The sequence below is a fragment of the Pseudarthrobacter sp. P1 genome (genome assembly GCF_050156935.1).
Classification (GTDB): Bacteria; Actinomycetota; Actinomycetes; order Actinomycetales; family Micrococcaceae; genus Specibacter.
The window spans coordinates 87,306-108,509 of the sequence record NZ_CP189586.1; the positions used below are offsets into that span (position 1 = coordinate 87,306).

Here is a 21,204-nt window from a genome sequence, read left to right on the forward strand (position 1 = left end):
AGAATAGAGTCATGGCCAGTGGCAAGAAGTTTGACGAGGAAACCAAGGCCCGTGTGGTGCGCCTGTACCTGGAGCGACGGGGCGAAATGCCTGCCGAGTCAGGGGCTGCTTCGAGGCGGCATGTCAGTGGGTTGGTGGGGATCAGCGAGCAGTCCATGAGGCCCTGGATTGCCCAGCATGAGATCGAAAACGGCACCCGGGCCGGGTCAACAATCGCCGAAAGCGAAGAGGTCAAGAAGCTGCGCCGGGAGAACGCCGAACTGCGCCGGGCCAATTCCATTTTGAAGGCGGCCTCGGCTTTCTTCGCGGCCGAGATCGACCGGCCACACACCAGATAGTTGCCTTCATTGCGGCCCACAAGGGGCGTAAAGACACCAAAGGCCTGCGATGGGGCGTCGAACCAATCTGCACCGTGCTCACCGAGCACGGCTGCAAAATTGCCCCCTCGACCTACTACGCGGCGACCCGCCGCGGCCCGTCCAAACGGGCGGTCTCGGACCAGTTGATGACCGACGTCATCCAGACCATTCATGCCGCCAATTTCTCAGTGTATGGAGTGCATAAAATGTGGAAGAAACTCCTCCGTGACGGCCACCGTGTCGGCCGCGACCAGGTCGCCCGGCTCATGCGCCGTGCCGGGTTGTACGGGGTGTTGCGCGGCGGGCGCAAGACGTTCACCACGCGCCGGGACGACACGGCGGCCCGGTTCCCGGACCGGGTCAACCGCCGCTGGGACACAGGCGTCCCGGACCGGATCTGGGTCGCCGATTTCACGTACGTATGGACCTACGCAGGGTTCTGTTATGTGTCGTTCGTCACGGATGCCGCATCGCGGCGGATCCTGGGCTGGAAGGTCTCCACGTCCAAGGAGACGGTCTTGGTCACCGACGCCCTGGCGCAGGCGCTCTCGGTGCGCAGGAGGACGCTGACGGGGTTCACCCCGGAGGGGCTCATCCACCACTCGGATGCCGGCAGCCAGTACACCTCCGTGATGCTCACGGACCAGCTCGCCGCCGCCGGGATGGCAGGCTCCATCGGCACCGTGGGTGACGCGTACGACAACGCCCTGATGGAGTCAACAATCGGTCTGTACAAGACCGAGCTGATCGACCGGAACAGGCGCACGACATGGAAATCATGCCAGCAGGTCGAGACCGAAACGGCGCGCTGGGTCACCTGGTACAACTCCGAACGGTTGCATACCGGGATCGGCGACATCCCGCCAATGGAATATGAAACCAACCATCAAAAAGCGTGTATTCTGTCATCGCAGACTGCATAAACCGAGTCTCTACAAAACCCAGTGCGGTTCATGGTGCGCACGTTGTGGGTGATGGCGATGCCGGCGGCCTTGCGGGAGACCTGGTGGTCGATGTTGCGCAGGGAGCTGTTCGCGTGGGCGCGGGCGTGTTTGGCGGCCTGGTTGTAGCGGCGCCATTGCCGGGAGCCTTTGGTGCAGCGGGACATGAGGCGGTGCAGGTCCGCGACGGCGTTGTTGCGGCGGTGCTTGATGGCGCGGGCGGCACGGCCGTTGATGACGGTGATCTCGTAGGCGTCCGGGGTTTCCACGGCGATGGTCATGGGGTTGATGATGCCGGGGTCGATGGCAATGATGTTCGCCGGGTCCAGCACGGGGGTGGCAGCGGTGCGGTGGCTGATGTGCAGGGACCAGGACCGTCCGTCACGGTCCCAGCAGAGCCGGATTTCGCCCCAGTCGGCGGCCGGCACACCATGGTTGGTGCGGGAGTCGGTGACGGCCGGCAGGGCCAGGCGGATGCCCGGCAGGTTCCGGCCCAGGGACAGGTTCAGCCGCCCGTCCCCGGTGATGCGCCACCCGTAGCCTTTGGTGAAGGACAGCGGCCGGTAATTCTTCTCCCGCCACGGTGCACGGGTCCCGGCACCACGGTTCGCCCGGGAGGTGGCGACCGCGTCGAGCAGGTCATCGACGATGGCCTGTTTCGTGTGGGCGTGCAGCCGCTGCAGGTCCGGGTCCGAGGCTGCGGCCAGGTGCCGGAGCTCCTTGGTGGTGGGGTCGGTTTTCACCTCATCCCACCGGGTCCTGAGGGCGGCGAGGGTGTGGTTCCACAGCCCGGCGGCCCGGTGGCAGGCCTGATGCGCAGCCGTGTAGGAGGCCCCGTTCAGACGCACGGGGACCACGGCCACCCGGTAGTCTGCGGAGCTTCTCTTCATCCTTTGATTTTACAGTGGTCTGGATTTAGAATCAACCTATGATTGATGATGATTTCAGGAACGGCCGTCATGTGGTCTATAAACTTCATGCGCATCTTGTCCTGACGCCGAAATACCGCCGCAGGGTCATGACGGACCGGGTCGGGGCGGAGTTGAAGTCCACGTTCGAGGAGGTCTGCACCCGGTACGGGGCCACCCTGGATGAATTCGAAACCGACCAGGACCACGCCCACCTGCTGGTGACCTACCCGCCCAAGGTCGCCCTGTCGAAACTGGTGATGAGCCTGAAGACCATCTCCTCCATGCGCGTCCGCGCGCACCAGTGGCCCGAGGTCACCCGGGCGCTGTGGGGCGACCACTTCTGGTCCCCGTCCTACGCCGTCGTCTCCTGCGGCGGCGCACCGCTGGAAACCGTCGCCGAATACATCCGCAACCAGCAGTCCCCGAACCGCAAACGCGGCAGATACCCCAGCTGACCTACAGGGCTATCCCCGCCCTCACGGACGGGGGTTGCGCCCAGCAAAACCACACTCAACTGGAATACACCAGCCGAACAGCTTCGTGATTTACTGATAGCCAGCTGACCTCGGAGGTTGCATCGACCCTAGAATTCCCCTCCGAGCACCTTTCAGACCTTAAAACACCGAGGCGAACACACCTTCATGAAAAACCGTGGCTAGGAGACACCATGAGTCTGGGTAACAGCATGTATCAGGAACCAAGAGATGGCCAGGGGCAGACGCGGGTCATTCCACTCGGAACGGGCCGGATGGCGGCACTTTTACAAATCACACTGGATCAGTTGGAGGACCGTGACTCTGCAGTCCCGTCGCTCGACGACATCCTTCGCTTGGTGGAAATCTTAAGAGCCAAAATCGCACATTACACCGTTCTTCATACCAATTTGACCCATTCCCTGGCAGTCGAAAGCGCTCATGACGATGCGGCACTTGTGTGGGTGCAAACCACCCTGGAGGACGTCGCCGCCACCCTCATGGGAATCTCCACATACCCACAAGAGGAGCTTAGAGGTTCCGCCGACAGGTGAGGCCGTGCCGGATTGGCAAGGGCGGATTCTAGGCGAGGCACAAGCCCTGTTAAACACAGATTGTCTAGATTCGGTCGTTTGCCAAGGGTGCTTTTGCAATGCCGTTCCATCCTCCATCATGAAGTCCCTGTAGGCCCCATTCGAGGCCCACATCTCGTCCGTGGCCGACGCCCACCCGCTGGGCTGTCACCGGCCCCGGGTGCCGGACCGGATCGTCTTTGACAAACTCGTTCAGGTCCTCGTGCTCGGCGCCGCCTACGAGAAGATCGCGGACACCACCTTCTCGGCCACCACGATCCGCCGGCGCAGGTACGAAGGGATGCGCGCAGGAATCTTTGCGGACCTTGAGCAAATCTGCCTGGACTCCTATATCCGGGTGGTCGGCATTGACTTCGATGACCTCGCCGTGGACGGGTGCATCGTCAAGGCACCGTGCAGGGGCGAGGCAGCCGGACGATCCCCGGTGGACCGCGGCAAACAGGGCACCAAATGTTAGTGGCCACGAGAAGATGCCCACCGGCGGTCAAGAGGATTTCGCCGAATACGCATCGGATGGCCACAAAGGGTGCCCCCTGGCGGCCACGCGAATCGCGCCTGTTTCCGCTGTCAGAATCCCCGAATTCAGGCTGTTCGACGGGCCAGGGTTCGAGTCGGAACAGCCTCGACTGACGACCTGCGTCGCCACAACCGGCGACGCCTCCTGAACGTCCCAGAGGCCGCTGGCACGTGAATGCAGGGATCGGTGGGCCGCTGGCGCCTCCCTGGCCGGTGCCGGGGCGAGGTACCACGGCTGTATCCTGAAGGCAGTTATTGGTACAGCTCCTCCGGCAATGAAGGATCGAATTTTTGGGGCCGGCATGACGACAGCCGAGCCCACTGACGGCCATCGAACTGTGGCATTCCTGTTGGCCATCTACGGGCACTTCCTTCTGGCCGCTGACAACCAAACGCTCCCTGCTCGTCGATGGCAAAGGCATCCCGCTCCACACCGAGGTCGCACCGGCGAACCGGCATGACTCGCCCCTGCTCCGCCCCTCCCTGGAAGGACTGTCCCGGTGCGGCCGTATGGTTTTGTGAGACAGGTTGTTAGGAGCCCTTTTTCGCATTACTGATCGTAAGAAGTACACGCAGCAGTTCAAGGATGATGCCGTGGAGCTGGTGATTTCCTCGGGCCGGCCGATCGCCCAGGTCTGCACTGATATCGGCGTCAACGAGGGCACGTTGGGGAACTGGGTGCGGCTGTACCGTGCCGATCATCCGGAGAGGTTCGGCGCCGATGAGAAGGCGCCGGTGCCCTGGGATGAGCACCAGAAGCTCTTGGCCGAGAACGCGAAGCTCAAGCAGGACGTCGAATTCTTGGTCAGCGCCTTCTTTGCAGCGAAGCAACGGTAGAAGATTTCTACGAGTTCATCGAAGCGGAGAAGGCGAGCCATCCGATTGCCTGGCTGTGCCGGACCCTGAAGGTCTCCCGGGCCTCGTTCTACCGGTGGCGCAGGCCCAAGCGCCCGTCCCCGCGCCAGGTGCGACACGACAAGCTCGTCGGTGAGGTAACCGGCCTGTTCAACAAGGAAAAGGGCCGGGCCGCGTAGTTCACCCCGGAGGCAGGCAGGCAGGCAGGCAGGCAGGCAGGCAGGCATGGCAGCGGCCGTGCAGGACCGGGCTGTCACGGTTCCGAGAATAATCAGGGCCGGGGTTCCGGGGAGGCTGTGACGATGAGGTTTTGGCCCCATAGGTCCCGGGTGTAGCAGCTGATGATAACGAGCCGGTCGGGCACGATGCGCCAGATGTCAGCGTCCTGCAGGGTCGTTTTGTCATGGGTGGTGATTGAATCCACGATGTACATCATCGTTCCCGTTCCCGTTGTGACCTTGATCAGATCCCCGATTTGAACACGGGTGCTTAATTGGTTGAAGGGCGCGTTCAGACCCTCCCAGCTATGGCCGATGATGTAGGTGGTGTTCACGGATCCTTTGCCCGGCTTCCCGAAGGAGGTCAGCCAGTACCCGTCCAGGGTCAGGGGCGGTTCAATCGGCTGGCCAGCGCCGGTGGGGGTGAGGGGCAGTACCGGGATGTCGACTCCGGCAGCCGCGATACTGAACCGAATGGGAGCGGACGCAACGGGAACGGAAGAGGCGGTGGGGGTGTTGTTCCTTTCCGGCACCGGCACCGGCACCGGCACCGGCACCGGCGCAGGGATGACCCCGGCCGTCAGCGGCGGGGAACCGGAGATTGATTGCGCGGCAGTAAAGGGTGGCTGGACCGATGGGACCGGGACTGGTATCGCTGTATGCTCGGTACTTGCCGCGGATGCTTTACCTGGCCCTGGCCATGTATTCCCGCCCGTCCATTGTGGGTTCAGAGCGAAGGCTGCAACGACCATCAGCGCCGTCGCGACCAGCACCAGAAAGACCGCTGTCAACAGCGCTGGTATGGCCGGCCGGGGTGAGGACCCGGGGCGAGTATTATCCAGGTGGTTCACGGCAGAGTACCCCTTATCGTCAGCCATGGGAGGTGCCAGCCCGGAAAGGGCCGGCACCTCCCTATTTGCCCTGGGACGAGTGCCCGGCCTGGCTGAAAGCCGGCACTTCGTAGGAACGAGGAACTATTTAGTGCTTCCTGCGGTATTCACGGCGCATGACAGTCCTGGCCGCGAAGAGAAGCGTCAGCCCTATGAGGATGAGAGCCCCGGACACCAGGGTGCGCCGAGGGCCTTGATCGTACGCCACGGCTGCCGTCTGGACGCCCGAGCCTGGATTCATGCCCCCGGGTCCCTCACTTGCACCTTCGCCGCCGCCTCCCGGGGTCTCAGTGACAGTCGGTGTGGCCGTAGCGCTAGGCGTGGCCGTCGGCGTTCCGCCGCCGCCTCCCGGGGTCTCAGTGACAGTCGGTGTGGCCGTAGCGCTATGCGTGGCCGTCGGCGTTCCGCCGCCGCCGCCGCCGCCGCCATTGTTGCCGCCGCCGCCGCCATTGTTGCCGCCGCCGCCGTTGCCGCCGCCGTTACCGCCGCCGCCGCCATTGTTGCCGCCGCCGCCGTTACCGCCGCCGCCGCCGCCATTGTTGCCGCCGCCGCCGTTACCGCCGCCGCCGCCATTGTTGCCGCCGCCGCCGTTACCGCCGCCGCCGCCATTGTTGCCGCCGCCGCCGTTACCGCCGCCGCCGCCATTGTTGCCGCCGCCGCCGTTACCGCCGCCGCCGCCATTGTTGCCGCCGCCGCCGTTACCGCCGCCGCCGTTACCGCCGCCGCCGTTACCGCCGCCGCCGTTACCGCCGCCGCCGCCATTGTTGCCGCCGCCGCCGCCGCCGTTGTCGGTGGGTGTGGGGGTGGGCGTGATTGTGGGTGTGGGGGTGGGCGTGATTGTGGGTGTGGGGGTGGGCGTGATTGTGGGGGTGGGTGTGGGCGTGATTGTGGGGGTGGGTGTGGGCGTGATTGTGGGAGTGGGTGTGGGCGTGATTGTGGGAGTGGGCGTAATCGTTGGAGTGGGCGTAATCGTGGGGGTGGGTGTAATCGTTGGAGTGGGGGTCGGTGTGGGTGTCGGAGTGCCGGAGCTACACGCTGGCGTAGTGACGACATTGCTGTCCAGGGTTACTGCGCCGTTGCGCGCCAGCGTGCGGCCTTCAATATTGGTGCCGGTGGTTACCGTGATTGATGTCAGGGCCAGGATGGACCCCTTGAAAGTGGAGGCCGTGCCGAGGGTGGCCGAGCTGCCGATCTGCCAGAACACGTGGCAGGCTTGGGCGCTGTTGATGAGCACGACCTGACTGGCGGACGCAGCGGTCAGGGTGGATCCGATCTGGAAGATGAAGACCGAGCTGGGGTCACCTTGCCCGTCGAGGGTCAATGTGCCGGTCAGTCCAGCAGAACTGGTGGCGGTGTAGACCCCAGCCACGAGGGTCTGGCCACCGAGGTCCCCGGAGATCGCTGCGGTTGAGGGCCGGCCCGCGGCGTCGTTGTAGGCCGTCACGAGGTCCGCCTGGGCCTGGGCGGCGGCCGCATCGGCTGCGTGCATCGTTCCGATCACTGTCCCCGGCGGAAAGCCGGTGATGGCTGTCCCCGGACTGACCCCGAGGTCACCGTTGACCACGGAGGGTCCCGTGTTTGTTACTGCTTGGCCCCCGAGGACTGCGTAGGAGTCTGCGGTCCCAAGCCCGACCGTCGCCGGCCCTCCGGCAGCTGAGGCCATGATGGGCGCCGTGAGAATGCCCGTCACAAGTGCCGCGGCCCCTGCGGCGGTAAGCGCAGCGACTGCTGGTTTCCATTTTCTTGCAGTGAAAATCTTGGTCGATCTGTCTTCCGTCCTACGGTCCATGAAAACGATTCCTTCCGAGACAAAAACTGTGGAGGCCGGCTGTCGTCATCAAAGATAACTCCAGCCGGGGGTCAGGACTGGAGCGGGGCGCTCATCGCGGGCAGGCGGTTATCCCAGTCAAGCGGGCGCCAAAGCAAAGAGAGACCTGTCCGGGAGCCGTCCAGAGTACGGCTCATCCTGCCGGCATGCCCCCGGGGCATGCCGTTGATGTAGGCGACGATGTCCTACGTCACTCGTTCGTCTTCCCCTCCCGTCGGCAAGGGCGGGGACGGAAAGCCGGAGCCCCTGAGGTGCATCAAAACCAGGGCCGGCCTCACAGCTGCGCAACGTGACATACTCCGGTACCAATCATAGGAGGAATACATAACAATTCATGGGAGGAATACATAACAATGCGGTGTGTAACGAAACATTAGGGGCCGCGAATGTGCGTGTCAATGGCTATGAGTTTGTGCCCATGGGCGGCCAGCTGAAATTCCCGCTGGGGTGAGTTCTAGCAGTTACAACACCCCGGACAAATCGGGAGTTGCAACACCCATGGATTCACCATCACTAAACAGTTCTTCCTCGAGGGAAAAATCACTTTTTAAGGGAAAAATCGGGCCCCCGGCGAGCACGCCAGGTAAACGTCACCAGCAATCACACAGCCGTGCCCAACGGGAGGAATTTCTTTCCTCCGTGGCACGCCTGGGAGCCGTGGCTGCGGCGGCCAAGGAGCTCGGCATCAACAGGAGCACCTGTCAGAAGTGGGCGAACGCTGCCGGCCTGACACCCCATGGCCGGTCCCCGACAGCCGCTGATCGAAGCCCATCATTGCGGAGTTCAATGCTCTTTGGCGGCGTTCTGTGATCGATTGGTGTCGCCTTCAGAGAGGACACGACCAGCGGCTGGTGCTGCTTTCCTCCAAGGAGGTAGGTGAACTTTCGGCGCAGCCGGCGGTGCGTTGGCGGGGGCCGTCCCCAGATCCAGGGCTTGGCGCGGGTGTTGAGCCAGGCGGTGGCCAGGGCCGTGGCCGTCCCGGTCTCGCCGGGCCCGGCGAGGGACTGCCCGGCCAGGGCGGTATTGCGGAAGATCCGCCACCAGCCCTCGGCGCCGGTCCAACCAGCACGCGCCGACCGGGATGAAGGCGTGGCTGATCCGGGGATGGTCCGCCAGCCATATGCGGGTGGCCACGCTGTGAGGGGAGGAAAGGAAAGTCGGTGGCCACCACGATGTCCTTCTCCGGGTTGTCTTCCTCCACCTTGTGCAGGAACCGCGTGCAGGAACCGGGCTCTTCGCGGTTCGTGGTGAATACCGGCCCGCTGAGATGAATTCATGCCACCGTCCGGGCGGCACTTCTCAATAGGATACGTGCTTGGTAGTTGATGGGGTTGCGGAACCCGCGGGCGGTGCGTTTGATGTTCTTGATCATGGTGTTCGCGGCCTCGACTTTGGCCGTTGTGACCCTGGTGGCGAGCAGGGTTTGTATCTCAGGCCACCACTTGGTCACGGTGGCCAGCAGCCGGTCGGTTTCCTTCATCCCGGCGGCTGTGACTTGGCGCTCGAAGAAGGCTCGGCGGTCTTGAACGCTGGCCGGGTTGGTGCTGGAGAGCAGCAGCCGCAGGGCTTCCTTGACGCCCCAGGCGGCGACGAGTTCCTGGGTCGGGTCATCGGTGGCGAAGACATCGTCCAGGCGCTTTTTCCGGCTTCGGAGAGCGTATCGTAGCCGCGGAGCAGCAGTTGTCGGTGGGCCCAGGCCTTGTCCGTTTTCAGTCCTCGTCGCCCGTTCTGCTCCCGGGAAACCCTTTGGCGGACCGTGGTGAGCATGTCGTTGGCGAGCTGGACCATGTGGAAATGATCCACGCTGACTGCCGCGTCGGGCAGGTGCTCGCGCAGTGCCTTGCGGAACGCCGCCGATGGGTCGATCCCGACCGTCTGGATGCCGGCCAGCCAGGTGGCGGGGCGGGCCTTGAGCCAGGCACCCACGCCGCGGCTGTCGCGGCCGTCCACGATGCCCAGGACCTGGCCTGTATCGACATCGACGATGGTCGACATCCACGGTTCGAACCTGGACCACTTGCCGGTCTCCTCGTTTTTGAACCACCGCACGGACCGGTAGCGGTGTTCATCAATTCCCAGCCGCGTGGCCGAAACCAGGTCCACGCACGGCAGAGCCGCAGCGGCGGAGAGGACGACCGTGTTGACCAGCCACCAGGACACCCCGAACGCGGCAGCGACCTCGCTGGCCGCTCTCCCCGAAGCGATAACGGCGTCTTTGAGGGTGCCTTTAAGCCGGGTGGTGGAGCGGGCGAACCTTGGGACCTGCGGGGTCGCCTCGGAAAAGGTCTTCCGGGCGCAGGCTGTCTCGTCGCAGAAGAACCTGCGCTTGGCCCACCACACGCTCACGGGCCCGGCAACGAGGATGTCCCTGACCCGCTGACGGCGCCGGGAGTGAACGCGGGAGGCGATCACGGCACACTCCGGACAGCCCGGCGGAAACTCCGAGACGACCGTGACGACACGGGCGCCGGCGCTGTCATCGATGGCGGAGAGGACCCGGTAATCGGGCAGATTGAAGATTATCGTGGCCGCATCCGGGCACGACTGGGTAGGCTGATTCAAGGCTCGTGGTTCCTGACCTGGGAAGAATGCTAGACACATCCATCCCAGCAGGGCCACGGGCCCCTACTTTGCTACGACACGAACCCCGGTTTCACCACCAACCGCGAAGAGCCAGGAACCGCTGGTAGGCGGTGCTGTCGCGGCGCGTCGCGGCCATCGTGGCCTCTTGGCCATCGGAGGGCCGCAGGGCCCCGTGCACCCAGGTCTTCCCGGGGCCGGGACGCACGTCCGGTTCGCTTGTGATCCGGTGCCCGTCCCCGGCCTGTCCTGGAACCGGACCAGCCCGGCGGGGGCGCCGGTGCGCTTCGATCACCGCCCGGGTTCGCGGGGGCAGGGGATCGTCGGGCGGGCGGGTGCGGGGCCCGAGGATCCGTGTCCTTTGGGGACGAAGCCGCCGGTCCTTGCTCCGGATCCAGGACCGGGTGCGGCGCCAGCGCACGCCCTCGGCGGACAGGATCGAAGCGGACCTGGCTGCGGTGCACCTCGATACCGCCGGCACGGGCCCCGGTGGGGGTGTCCAGGGTCCACTCCGGCGGGCCGGTTTCCTGGGCCGGTTTCCTGGGCGGCGGCCAGTTCCCCGGCGCTGTCGCGGACCAGGCGGCCGGGCGGTGGCTGGCCGGCCAGGGCGATGATGCGGGAGCGTTCGTCCTCGCCCAGGCGGGGCGGACGCCCGCTGATTGGCTTGTCGCCGAGCCCGTCCAGGCCCTCGGCATTGAAGCGGTGCAGGCGCTCCCGCACGGTCTTGGTGTGGCAGCCCAGGTCCGCGGCGATGGTGCTGACGGGGTTACCGGCCCAACTGCCGGTGACCATGCGGGCCCGAAGAATCCACCCGGCAGGGGCATGGCGGGCACCGGCCAGCCTGCGGATCCTGCGTTCCTCGCCCCGTTTCACGCCGCGGACGGGCAGAGGGGGGGTGTGACCATGGCACGGCCCTCCGCCACCGAGTATCCGCCGCCACGCACCGGCGGTCCATACCTCCTTTGAGGAACGCAGCGCTATCCGGGGCTTCGCCCCAGCCCGACGAGTCGTGTGGTGGTCGCTGCGGTATCGGGGGTTCGGGCCGGTGGGATTGTGGCACTGGCTGGCTGCATCGATCGGGTGTAAGAACCGTTGTAGCGGCCGGGTGGACTGTCGGCCGCCCGATCCCCGGGAGCCCGTCATGACCGTTGCACGCAGCGTAGCCGATGTTGTTGCCGAACATGTCCTGTTCGAGGTCGAATGCATTGACCGGATGTATCTTAACGTGTATGTTCCTGGCCTGCAGTATGCCCCGGGACTGGTTGCCTACGTGCACCGGCAGTTGGGGTTGCCGGTCGCTTCGACCGCACCGATGGCAAGAATCACCGACCGGTTCTCGGCCGCGGTGCACCGTTTCGCCGCTGCCGCCCAAATTCCGTGGGTGACTTCGCCAGGGGCCAGCGCAAGGACGATGTGATGCACGGGTACCTGAAGGACTTCACTGCGGCGGAGGGCGTGGTGTTCATCGGCCGGGCGCAGGAAAAGACGGCGCTGTTCCGGACCGAGGAACGCCACGACGCCGAGGGCAAGAGCTACCCGTGGATCATCAAGTCCACCGGGGTGGTCAACCACTTTTACTTCTACTGCGTCGACGCGGACTTCGGCCCGTTCTTCCTCAAGTTCTGCTCATACTTCCCCTACAACGCAAAGCTGTGCATCAATGGCCACCACTGGGCCCAGCACCAGGCGGGCAAGGCCGGACTCGGGTTCACCGCCCTGGACAACGCCTTCGCCGCGGTCCAGGACCCGGCCGCGTTGCAGAGGATCTGCGACCGGCTGACCGGCGAGGAAATCGACGCGCTGCTGCGCAAGTGGCTGGCCATTCTGCCCGATCCGTTCACCGATGCCGACCGGGCCGCGGGCTACCGGTATGACCTGCCGGTGCTGCAGGCCGAGTTCTCCCTGACCCAGATGCTCGACACCCCGGTCTCGGGGCGGATCTTCTTCGAACAGGTCATCCGCGACAATCTCGACATCGGCCGCCCCGACCAGGTCGGGTGCGGTCTTCCACCGCCGTCTGATATCCAAAGGACCCCACGCCACGCCGGGGAAGTTCCGCACCCGGGTGATCACCGAGGGCGTCACCCCCAGCCTGCACATCGACTACAAAAACACCACGATCAAGCAGTACCACAAGGAAGGACGTGCCCTGCGCACCGAGACCACGATCAACAACACCTATGTTTTCCGGATCGTCAAAAGACTGACAAATCTGCCCGCCCTGCGGGAGATCGGCTACACCGCCAACCGACGCCTTCTCCGCGTCCAACGACTCAGCCACGACCCGATCACCGGCGCCGATGCCCTCGCTGCCATCACCAGCCCTGTCACCACCGCCGCCGGCACGCGTGTGCCGGGACTGCGCTTCGCCGACCAGCGCAGCCACACCCTGTTGTCGGCGCTGCTGGTCTTCCGGCTCCAACCCTACGGATTCACCAACGAGGACCTGCGTACCCTCACCGCCGAGCTACGCGGACTTGACCCCGGCGGCGTTTCCGCCGGGCAGATGACCTACGATCTGCGCCGCCTCAAAACCCGCAACCTGATCACCCGGATCGAGGGAACCCACCGCTACCGGGTCACCGACCACGGGCTCGACACCGCCAAATTCCTCACCTGCGTCCAGGACCGGATCCTGCGCACCGGCCTGGCCGAACTCAACTCCCCGGCACCCGCACCGGGCTGCCCCAGCTCTGCCGCGACCGCCTACCGCGCCGCAGTCGATACGCTCACCACTGCCGCGCTGTTCGCGGCATGAAGCACTCCGCAGCCCCGGCCCGGTGGCCACCGGCCGAACCCGACCCAAAAATCCGGCTACGCCGCACATAGCCCTCTAGGGTCGGGCCCGGATCGGATGTCCATCGGACGGACATCATGTCCGTGAGGAGCCGACCCTGCCGCCCAACAGTGAGGTGGCGTCCGGGTAGTATCCACCCCAATTAGAGTGGTGAGGCTGGAAATTCGAGTGCCGGCACTCTCGTCTGAAGAAGTGGCTTCTTCCTACGATGGGCAAGCGGTTACCGTCCGGTCCATCTCTCAGGGGGAGTGTCCCATTAACATCTTCAAGCGCCTTCGAAACGCCAATGCAGGGCGGCATGTTGCCATTCCGGTCGGACCCGCCCTTGGGACAGCATCCCCCCCAACCGCCGCCGCCCCGGTCCCCATGCCCAGCCCCAACCAGCCACAGGCTGGGGACGGAACCGCAACCCCCGGCGAGGTGGGTGCGGCTGGAGAATCCGGGCCGGCCAGCGGGGCAACGTAGCCGACATCGGCAAACACCAGCCCGGCCAAGGCGACCGGGCCACCGCTGCACGCGCCAGTGCGCGTCAGCGTCCGGACCGCCTATCCACGCGCAATCCCGGTTCGCGGACCCGACTATTCAGCATGTCCCCGCACCATCGCAGCAGGGGCCTCAGCCTCCGCGGCGGATGGCCGTGTTGTTCCTGCCAACTCAATCAAGATTTGAGGTCCCATCATGGTCTCCATATACGTTGTACTCATCGTCGGCCTGACCGCTCTCGTGGTCGCCGCAGCCGTCGGCAGGGCCTGGTTCCACCGCCGGCATCGCAGGCCCGAGCTGCTGCGCAAACTCTCCCTCACCGTCCTCGGAGCACTGCTCTTGGCCAACTTGGCCGCCTTCGCCACCAGCGCCGACGAGTTCTGGCAGACCGCCGACCTGACGGCAAGTCTGGCCGCCATGACCGCGCTCGTCATCTCCATGGCCGCCCTGCGGACCCTGGGAACGCCGGCCCGGCAGCCGCGCCGGGTCCTGGCCATAGGCGCCCACCCCGACGACCTGGAACTGGCCTGCGGCGGGACGTTGGCCAAATTCGTTGACTCCGGCCACGAGGTGTACGGCTTGGTCATGAGCGACGGGATGCAGGGCGGGGACGCCCTCGAACGATCCCTCGATGCCCAGCGGGGAGCCGCCTTCATGGGTTGACCGGGCTGGTCCACCACAGCTTCACCGACACGGCCCTGTCCCGGCACGGGCAGGAAATGGTCGGCGCCATCGAGGCGGCCATAGCACGGTACAACCCGGACATCATCCTCACCCATTCCAACCACGACCAGCACCAGGACCATCAGGCCGTCCATATGGCGACCCTGCGCGCAGCCCGGCAGCACCACTCCATCCTGTGCTACGAGTCGCCCTCGGCGACCCGGGACTTCAATCCGAGCGTGTTTGTGGACATTGAGGACTACATGGATGCCAAGGTCGAGGCCGTCAAAATGCACACCGACCAGTTTGACAAGCCGTACATGACTGCCGAACGGGTCCGCGGCGTTGCTTCCTTCCGTGGCGGCCAGGCACGCCGTAAAACCGCCGAGGCGTATGAGCCCGTCCGTTTGCTCAGCACCGAATTGGAGAAACTGTGAACCACCGCATCCTCGTTACCGGAATCGGCGGGCCCGCCGGGCGCGCCGTCGCCACCGCACTGCACGCCCGTGGCATCCACGTCATGGGCACCGACATCATCGACGTCCCCGCCCCGGACGGGGTGAGGGTTGTCCAGGTTCCGCCGGCCACCGACCCGGATGCGGTCGACGCCCTGCGCCGCCTCATCGCCGAAGAAGGCATCACCGTGCTCATTCCGACCGTCAGCGACGAGCTGCCCCGGATTTCCGCCGCCCGCGCCTGGTTTGGCGACAACGTCCACGTGGCCATCTCCGCCCCGGGGCCGGTCTCTCTGGCGAATGACAAGCTGCTCACCGCCTGGGTTCTGGACGCCGCAGGAGTCCCGGTACCGCGTTTCGGTGTCCCGGGTGACTTTGCCGATGCCGGTGTAGCGATGGCCGCCTTGGGCGCCCCCGTGGTGGTAAAGCCGCGGATCTCCCGCGGCGGGCGAGGGGTCCTCGTCATTGACAGTCCGGACGCCGTGGATTGGGACGCGCTGCCTGCGGGGATGATTGTGCAGGAATTCATCCCGGGCACGGAATACGGTCCCATGGTCCATGGAACGGAGCAGGGAAGTCCAGACACACCCTTCGCCGTCGTCTTTGAAAAGACCGAACTCGCTCAGGGCATCATCGGCAACGCCGTCGCCGGGCACCGGGTTGGCGCGGAGGACGCGGCGGATGTCGGCACCGCAGCTTTGGCCGCAGTCCGGGCCCTCGGACTGGCGGGGCCCGCCGACGTCGATGTGCGCCGACGCGCCGACGGGACACCGGCGGTGCTGGAAGTCAATGCCCGTTTCGGGGCGAACAGTGCCTTCGCTCCGGAACTTCTGGACGCCGTTTTGGCCTCTGCCGCCACTAGGCTTGGAGCAAGCGCCCATGTCCTGGTTTGATTCGGCCGTCCCCGGCGCACAGCTCGTCCTTATGGTCCTGGGCCTGCCCATCCTGATCTTCGGGCTCATCAAGCTTCTGGTCCTGCCATTGGCACTATGGTTTGAGGCACGGGCCTGGAAAGGCCGGCGCACCCAAGCCCCGACCCTGCTGGGTGAGCGGCCCTTCGTGTCGATCATTGTCCCCGGCTACAACGAGTCGGCCGTCATCGCCAACTGTGTCGAAGCAATCGCACTCACCCGCTACGACCGGTACGAGGTCCTTCTGATCGACGACGGGTCCACCGACGACACGGCGGCCCTGATGGCCGGGCTGGCCCGCCGTGACCCGCGGTTCCACTTCTACTCCCAAACAAACGCCGGCAAGGGCGCTGCCCTGAACCTGGGTATCCGCCACGCCAGCGGGGACGTGCTGATGTTCGTGGATGCCGACGGCATCTTCTCGGACCGCACCGTCGAACAGATGCTTGAAGGGTTCCGGGATGAACGGACCGGGGCCGTCTGCGGCGATGACCGGCCGGTAAACCTGAACCGGGTCCAGACCCGCATGCTCGCCTTCATCAGCCACGTCGGCACCGGCATGGTCCGCCGGGCCCTGACCCTCATCGGCTGCCTGCCTATTGTCTCGGGCAACATCGGCGCCTTCCGGGCCAGCGTCATGGCGGAGATCGGTGTGTTCCGCGAGGACACCGTCGGGGAAGACCTTGAATTGACCTGGCGGGTCCAAAAGGCCCGGTACAAGGTCGCCTTCGCCCCGAGGGCCCTCGTCTACGCCGAATCCCCGTCGACGATCGGTGGCCTCTGGCGGCAGCGGACCCGCTGGGCGCGCGGGCTCCTGCAGACCATGCGCATCCACAAGGGGATGATCGGCAACCCGCGGTATGGCCGTTTCGGTTTCTACCTATTGTTCAACACGCTCACCATGGTCATTCTGCCCGTCCTCCAGGTCGCCGTCCTACTTGACCTGGCGTTTCTCCTGGCCATGGGCCGGACCCCGTTCGGACAGGATGCTCTGGCGGTGCTGGGCTGGTTCGGCCTCGGGGTGACCCTGGTCCTGTCGGTGTTCGCAATCGCCATGAACCGGGCATGGCGGGACCTGTGCCATGTCTGGGCGCTGCCGCTCATCCCGTTCTATTCTGTGTTCGCCGGCTTCACCATGATTGCCGCCCTCCTCCAAGAGGCAAAGGGGAGCGAGGCCAAATGGAACAAAGGGACCCGGTCCGGGGTGGTGAGCGTCACGGCGGCCCGGGCGGACGCTCTCCCTTGAGCCGTGCTCCGGCCGCATTGCTGGCGGCGGTGCTGGCTTTGAGCGCTTGCTCGCCCGTCCCAGCCACGGCTTCCGCACCCTTGCCTGCGGAACGCACCGTCAGCGCCGGTTTCGAATCCGTCGCCGGGGCACGGGCGGACTTGGCGGGGCTGGCCAAAAAGCTGAACGCGGTCCACGCCAACAGCGTCAACATCAGTGTCGGGCGGCTGGACTGGACGGCGTTCCCCTGGGACCGTCACCCCGAGACGGAAGCGGTCCCGGGCCGGGACCACGTCGCCGACGCCATCAGTGCCCTCGCGACGGACGGATCCGGCCAGCGGCGCAAGATCACGCTCACCATCGATCTTCTGGTCCCGGGCTGGATCAGCAAACAGCCAGGGGTCGCCGGCATCAATTTTGACGGCACCCGGTCCGCGGATTTTGCCAGCGTGAGCGCATTGTCGACCGGCCCGGTCGGGGACCGGCTCGTGGATTTGGTGGCCGACGTGACGAAACGCTGCCACCCGGATGCAGTCGCCCTGACGGAGCTGATGTTCGAGAACAACACCTACGGCGGGGATGACCGCAATTCCTACAGGGCGGCCACGGGTGCGACTGACTGGCCCCGGACGGCCAACGGCGACATCGACGTCAATAACCCGTCAATCGGTGCCTGGCGCTCTGGAGCCATCGCCGCGCTCGTCACGCGGGCCGCGGCGGCGGCACACGCCAACGGCGCCACCCTTGATATGGATGTAAGGGCATCCTGGACCGACCCGGAATTGGACCGGCAGGTGAACGGGCACGACTACGGGCTGCTCGCCGCGGCTGCGGACCGGCTAGTCGTCTGGGACTATTTCGGGCTGAACGCTAAACCAGCAGGGTATTCCGGAGACCTCGCCCGGGCCATGGCGGCGCGTCCGGGACGTTTCGCAATTTCTGTCGGCCTGTGGGCAGACCAAGGCGCCATTGGTGCCGCGGACTTGGTTGCGGGGCTGGAAGCGGCGGCGGCCGGCGGAGCCCAGGCGGTGGCTGTTACCCCTGCCAGCATGATGACGGACGAGGCGTGGCAGGCGCTCGGAAAAGCCTGGGCCTGAAGGCGTGAATCGCATAGCTATGTGGCCGTAAATTCGCAGCCTTATCCTCAAACTTTCATGAGGCAGGGTTTTTCGTGGATCAGGGCTGGTTGTCTGCCTGACGGTTCCTATATTGGCATTTGGGTGTGACATTATGCCCGCTGGCCTGGTGGCGGTTGTCGGTGACTGGTTCCACGCCGGTCACGGTGATGCTGGGCCTTTCTGGTTGAGTGGCGGACGGTCGGCGGTGCCCCCTATGGAGGGCTCAGTGCCGCGAACCGCTTCAACCCGTTGCTCAGCAGCGTCACTTCCGGTGCTGTCGCGGCCACGTGCAGGGTTGCCTGGCGTGCATGACTGGCGATCCTGCCGCCGATTTCAAACCGTCTGGCCCGCAGTTTCTTGGGTTCCCAGCGCCTGGCTTTCGTGCCGGTGAACGCTTTTCCTCTGGGTCCAGGCCATGATCTCGGCGGCGAGCATGACCACGTGGCACCAGAGTTCGTTGCCAGCTTGCAGCGGAAGGTTCGCCAGGCCAGCCCCAAGCCGCGGATGCACGGGCCCTGGCCTAAGGCCCGGCACCCGGCCGAGCTCTCGGCAGCGGAGCGTGCAGAGGTTTTGGCGGTGCTCAACCGGGCGGACTACGCGAACCTCTCACCGACCCAGATCTATGTCCGCATTGGATCAGGGCCGGGCGAACGCGAGCCCACCCCAACGGTTTGTACGAGTCAGAGGAGCTCCTTCCATCATGACAAGCGAGGACATAAAAGTCATTGCCGGCGTTGACACCCATGCCGACACCCACCACGTCGCCCTCATCACCGAGTACGGCAAACACCTCGGCGACAAGAAGTTCCTGGCCGTTGGATCCGGCTACCGGGAAATCGCCGAATACATCACCGGCTGCGGCCCGGTCCTCGCGGTCGGCATCGAGGGCACGGGCTCCTACGGCGCCGAACTGGCCCGGGTCCTGGCCAAGGAGGGATTCATCGTCAAGGAGGTCAACCGGCCCAACCGTGCCCAACGCCGCCTGCGCGGCAAATCCGACCCGCTGGACGCCTACCAGGCAGCCGAATCGGTGCTCGCCGACCGCGGCACCTCCACCCCGAAAACCCGCAACGGGTATGTGGAGGCCCTGCGCGTGCTGCGCACCGCACGCACCAGCGCCCTGAAGGCACGCACCGCCGTGCTGACCCAGATCAGCGCCGTGCTCACCGCCGCCCCCGAGATTGTGCGCGCCAAATACCGCGGCCACGGCAGCGAGGCCAGGTCCCAGGCCATGGCAGCCTCCCGCCCCTGCGGAGACATCACCGACCCCGCCGTCGCGACCGCCGTGACCCTCAAGCGCATGGGCGCCCGCTACCAGTACCTCAACACCGAGATCGCTGAGACCGACGCCGAGCTGGGGCACATCATCACCGAGCGTGCGCCGGCAATTCTCGAGGTCAACGGGGTCGGCACCGCTGTGGCATCCCAGCTGCTGGTCACCATCGGCGACAACCCCGAACGCCTGGCCAGCGAGGCCCAGTTCGCTGCGCTGACCGGCACCGCCCCCATCCCCGCGTCCTCGGGCAAGACGACCCGGCACCGGCTTTCCCGTGGCGTAAACAAAACTAGTCCGGTCAGATCTATACCCCAGACCGGGCTATCCGCCAAGCCCTCCATGGCTGAACGCCTCGACGATGTTGATGACGGCCGGGCCCAGGATGATGATGAACAGGGTTGGGAAGATGAAGAACAGCAGTGGAAACAGGACCAGAACAGGTAATTTCATCGCCTTTTCCTCGGCCCGCTGGCGCCGCTTGATCCGCATCGTCTTGGCCTGCGTGCGCAATACCTTGGCGATGCCAATGCCGTAGAGGTCCGCCTGGACGATGGTGCGGACAAAGCTCTTCAGTTCCGGCACGGTGGTGCGGTCCGCCAGGGACATGTAGGAGTCTTTGCGGGAGCGTCCCATCTGCATGTCCTGCAGTGTGCGGACCAGTTCCTCCGCGAGCGGCCCCTTGCCGTTCTCGGCGGCGCGTGCCATGGCGCTTTCAAAGCCCAGACCGGCTTCCACAGCGATCAGCATCTGGTCCAGGGTGTCGGCCAAGGCAAGCTGGATGGCCTTCTGCCGTTCCTGCCCCTTGCTCATGATGAGCAGATCGGGGATGAAATAGCACAGCGCGGTAAGGAAAGCCGCGAGGAGGATCATTTGTGCTCCGGGGCGCAGGCTGATGAAGAGTAAACCTACAGCGGCTGCCGCGAGTGCCAGCGTCGGTTTGGTGGCGAGCAGCCGGGAGAGCGGCATGGAGGCTGGACGCCCGGCACGTGCCAGCAACCTGTCCAGCGTTGCCTGGTAGCCGGCGGGGGTGAACCTCGTGGCCAGTTCCAACGCCCTTTGGTCATTCCTCACTGGGGCGGACTTCCCCGGTGAGGTGCCCCGGGAAAGATTCCCCTGGATGATCACTCTGGATTTGCGGTCCACCGTCACAAAAGACCAGGCGAGATAGCTGACCGGCAGAGTAATGGCGGCAATAAAGACCCACACGATGAGTGGCATTTGTCCTCACCCTCTCAGAATTTGATTTGGATGATTTTGCGGAGCCACAGGCTGCCGATGGTCATCATGACTGCCCCGACTCCCAGCATGACCCAGCCCAAAATGCTTCCGGTCAGGACTCCCAGATACTTGGGGTTGACCACCATCAGCATCAGGGCGATGCCGATCGGAAGCGCGATCAGGATGATGGCGGACAGCCGGCCTTCGGCACTGAGTGCCTTGACCTGTGCCTTGATTTCGGCCCGTTCCCGGATGGTTTCTCCAACATGGTCCAAGACCTCCGCCAAATTTCCGCCCACTTCGCGGTTGATTTGGATGGCCTGGCCGATCCAGGCGAAGTCATCGCTTTTCATGCGTGCAGCGGTCTCTGTCAGAGCCTCGTCAAGATCCCGGCCTACGCGGGTCTCATTAACAATCCGGGCAAACTCTTCCGACGACGGAACGGCAGCTTCCTGGGCCGCCGCGTCGATGGAGCGCAGAATGCTGTGCCCGGCACGCAACCCTCCGGAGATGAGCAGGATGTTATCACCGAGTTGCTCATCAAACTTCGCCCGCCGCCGGTCCGCGAGAAGGCTTAGGTATGCCAACGCAGCAAGGGGTGCCATGGCGGCGAACAGGATTGCCAGGCCGGGGCCATTGAGGACCAGACCCCCGAGTCCGAAAACCGCCATGGCCGCCAAGACAAGGATTAGAAAGTCGGGCGGTGAGATCCGCAGCCCGGCGTCTTCGAGCTTGGCACGGCTGAACGGCCCGCCGCCGACGGTGCGCTCCAACGCTGCGGACGTCCCGTCTGCGAACCGTCCCAGCCCCCTTTTTTCCATGCCGCCAAAGGGACGCCGGCGCTCAACCGGGACGCCGGAATGCCGCGGTTTGAGGACGACCAGCAGGACCAGG

At 65.1% G+C, this 21,204-nt stretch carries 17 protein-coding genes and 5 pseudogenes; 13 read left to right on the top strand and 9 right to left on the bottom strand.

Translation table 11 applies throughout. The features are described from left to right. Positions 1–11: 11 nt before the first annotated feature. Positions 12–1,282 (top strand): annotated as a pseudogene (locus tag ACQCSX_RS22305) (IS3 family transposase). Here the strand turns inward: ACQCSX_RS22305 and ACQCSX_RS22310 are convergent. Then, entirely contained in the window at positions 1,246–2,190 is a 945-nt protein-coding gene (locus tag ACQCSX_RS22310; RefSeq protein ID WP_427019298.1) for a hypothetical protein, read from the bottom strand. The pseudogene ACQCSX_RS22305 and the gene ACQCSX_RS22310 sit on opposite strands and share 37 nt — an antisense overlap. Positions 2,191–2,228: 38 nt before the next feature. Here ACQCSX_RS22310 and tnpA point away from each other — a divergent pair, with 38 nt between their 5' ends. The 5 genes and pseudogenes from tnpA (at position 2,229) to ACQCSX_RS22335 (ending at position 4,630) form a co-directional block, all read left to right on the top strand. Continuing rightward, positions 2,229–2,666 (top strand): IS200/IS605 family transposase, encoded by a 438-nt coding sequence (gene tnpA / locus ACQCSX_RS22315; protein ID WP_427019299.1) that lies wholly within the window; start codon positions 2,229–2,231, stop codon positions 2,664–2,666. Between the two features lie 212 nt (positions 2,667–2,878). Then, positions 2,879–3,238, top strand: a complete 360-nt coding sequence (locus ACQCSX_RS22320) for a hypothetical protein (protein ID WP_427019300.1) — start codon at positions 2,879–2,881, stop codon at positions 3,236–3,238. Between the two features lie 151 nt (positions 3,239–3,389). Further along, positions 3,390–3,728 (top strand): annotated as a pseudogene (locus ACQCSX_RS22325) (IS5/IS1182 family transposase); the annotation flags it as partial. A 452-nt stretch (positions 3,729–4,180) separates the two neighbouring features. Further along, a pseudogene (locus ACQCSX_RS22330) lies at positions 4,181–4,300 on the top strand (IS5/IS1182 family transposase); the annotation flags it as partial. Positions 4,301–4,321: 21 nt separating this feature from the next. After that, entirely contained in the window at positions 4,322–4,630 is a 309-nt protein-coding gene (locus tag ACQCSX_RS22335; protein ID WP_427019301.1) for a transposase, read from the top strand. Between the two features lie 289 nt (positions 4,631–4,919). On the opposite strand, the gene ACQCSX_RS22340 is transcribed toward ACQCSX_RS22335, so the two are convergent. The 6 genes and pseudogenes from ACQCSX_RS22340 to ACQCSX_RS22365 all read right to left on the bottom strand — a co-directional run bounded on the left by ACQCSX_RS22340 (position 4,920) and on the right by ACQCSX_RS22365 (position 12,249). Next, on the bottom strand, positions 4,920–5,744 hold the full coding sequence (locus tag ACQCSX_RS22340; protein WP_427019302.1) for a class F sortase: 825 nt from the start codon (positions 5,742–5,744) through the stop codon (positions 4,920–4,922). Positions 5,745–5,844: 100 nt separating this feature from the next. Beyond that, entirely contained in the window at positions 5,845–7,419 is a 1,575-nt protein-coding gene (locus ACQCSX_RS22345) for an ice-binding family protein (RefSeq protein WP_427019303.1), read from the bottom strand. A 1,438-nt stretch (positions 7,420–8,857) separates the two neighbouring features. Beyond that, positions 8,858–10,185: pseudogene (locus ACQCSX_RS22350) on the bottom strand (ISL3 family transposase). Between the two features lie 270 nt (positions 10,186–10,455). Further along, positions 10,456–11,370, bottom strand: a complete 915-nt coding sequence (locus ACQCSX_RS22355; RefSeq protein WP_427019304.1) for a helix-turn-helix domain-containing protein — start codon at positions 11,368–11,370, stop codon at positions 10,456–10,458. Between the two features lie 60 nt (positions 11,371–11,430). Next, entirely contained in the window at positions 11,431–11,736 is a 306-nt protein-coding gene (locus tag ACQCSX_RS22360; RefSeq protein WP_427019305.1) for a hypothetical protein, read from the bottom strand. Between the two features lie 54 nt (positions 11,737–11,790). Then, positions 11,791–12,249, bottom strand: a complete 459-nt coding sequence (locus tag ACQCSX_RS22365; protein WP_427019306.1) for a hypothetical protein — start codon at positions 12,247–12,249, stop codon at positions 11,791–11,793. On the opposite strand from ACQCSX_RS22365, the gene ACQCSX_RS22370 reads away from it, so the two are divergent. From ACQCSX_RS22370 to ACQCSX_RS22400, 7 genes and pseudogenes are all read left to right on the top strand, one after another. After that, positions 12,230–12,922: a hypothetical protein gene (locus tag ACQCSX_RS22370; RefSeq protein ID WP_427019307.1), complete on the top strand. Its 693-nt coding sequence runs from the start codon at positions 12,230–12,232 to the stop codon at positions 12,920–12,922. The two genes, ACQCSX_RS22365 and ACQCSX_RS22370, sit on opposite strands and share 20 nt — an antisense overlap. Positions 12,923–13,639: 717 nt before the next feature. Next, the gene (locus tag ACQCSX_RS22375) at positions 13,640–14,107 is read left to right on the top strand and encodes a PIG-L deacetylase family protein (RefSeq protein WP_427019308.1); all 468 of its coding nucleotides are present in this window, start codon (positions 13,640–13,642) and stop codon (positions 14,105–14,107) included. After that, positions 14,104–14,544 (top strand): PIG-L deacetylase family protein, encoded by a 441-nt coding sequence (locus ACQCSX_RS22380; RefSeq protein WP_427019309.1) that lies wholly within the window; start codon positions 14,104–14,106, stop codon positions 14,542–14,544. The genes ACQCSX_RS22375 and ACQCSX_RS22380 overlap by 4 nt, the downstream gene beginning before the upstream one ends. Further along, the gene (locus ACQCSX_RS22385; protein WP_427019310.1) at positions 14,541–15,455 is read left to right on the top strand and encodes an ATP-grasp domain-containing protein; all 915 of its coding nucleotides are present in this window, start codon (positions 14,541–14,543) and stop codon (positions 15,453–15,455) included. Before ACQCSX_RS22380 ends, ACQCSX_RS22385 begins: the two co-directional genes overlap by 4 nt. Beyond that, positions 15,442–16,719 carry a glycosyltransferase gene (locus tag ACQCSX_RS22390; protein ID WP_427019311.1) on the top strand — a complete coding sequence of 426 codons (1,278 nt, stop codon included), beginning with the start codon at positions 15,442–15,444 and terminating at the stop codon, positions 16,717–16,719. Before ACQCSX_RS22385 ends, ACQCSX_RS22390 begins: the two co-directional genes overlap by 14 nt. 140 nt (positions 16,720–16,859) lie before the next feature. Further along, on the top strand, positions 16,860–17,795 hold the full coding sequence (locus ACQCSX_RS22395; RefSeq protein ID WP_427019312.1) for a hypothetical protein: 936 nt from the start codon (positions 16,860–16,862) through the stop codon (positions 17,793–17,795). Positions 17,796–18,516: 721 nt separating this feature from the next. Next, a pseudogene (locus ACQCSX_RS22400) lies at positions 18,517–19,368 on the top strand (IS110 family transposase); the annotation flags it as partial. Positions 19,369–19,413: 45 nt separating this feature from the next. On the opposite strand, the gene ACQCSX_RS22405 reads toward ACQCSX_RS22400, so the two are convergent. Both ACQCSX_RS22405 and ACQCSX_RS22410 read right to left on the bottom strand, forming a co-directional pair. After that, positions 19,414–20,310: a type II secretion system F family protein gene (locus ACQCSX_RS22405; RefSeq protein WP_427019313.1), complete on the bottom strand. Its 897-nt coding sequence runs from the start codon at positions 20,308–20,310 to the stop codon at positions 19,414–19,416. A 14-nt stretch (positions 20,311–20,324) separates the two neighbouring features. Continuing rightward, a complete protein-coding gene (locus tag ACQCSX_RS22410; protein WP_427019314.1) occupies positions 20,325–21,083 on the bottom strand; it encodes a type II secretion system F family protein in 759 nt (252 codons plus the stop codon). Positions 21,084–21,204 lie beyond the last annotated feature (121 nt).

Bases quoted from the DNA above. Each gene is read 5' to 3' on its own strand.
- ACQCSX_RS22310 (WP_427019298.1), bottom strand. From the start codon at position 2,190: ATGAAGAGAAGCTCCGCAGACTACCGGGTGGCCGTGGTCCCCGTGCGT.
- tnpA (WP_427019299.1), top strand. From the start codon at position 2,229: ATGATTGATGATGATTTCAGGAACGGCCGTCATGTGGTCTATAAACTT.
- ACQCSX_RS22320 (WP_427019300.1), top strand. From the start codon at position 2,879: ATGAGTCTGGGTAACAGCATGTATCAGGAACCAAGAGATGGCCAGGGG.
- ACQCSX_RS22340 (WP_427019302.1), bottom strand. From the start codon at position 5,744: ATGGCTGACGATAAGGGGTACTCTGCCGTGAACCACCTGGATAATACT.
- ACQCSX_RS22345 (WP_427019303.1), bottom strand. From the start codon at position 7,419: ATGGCCTCAGCTGCCGGAGGGCCGGCGACGGTCGGGCTTGGGACCGCA.
- ACQCSX_RS22355 (WP_427019304.1), bottom strand. From the start codon at position 11,370: ATGCATTCGACCTCGAACAGGACATGTTCGGCAACAACATCGGCTACG.
- ACQCSX_RS22375 (WP_427019308.1), top strand. From the start codon at position 13,640: ATGGTCTCCATATACGTTGTACTCATCGTCGGCCTGACCGCTCTCGTG.
- ACQCSX_RS22390 (WP_427019311.1), top strand. From the start codon at position 15,442: ATGTCCTGGTTTGATTCGGCCGTCCCCGGCGCACAGCTCGTCCTTATG.
- ACQCSX_RS22405 (WP_427019313.1), bottom strand. From the start codon at position 20,310: ATGCCACTCATCGTGTGGGTCTTTATTGCCGCCATTACTCTGCCGGTC.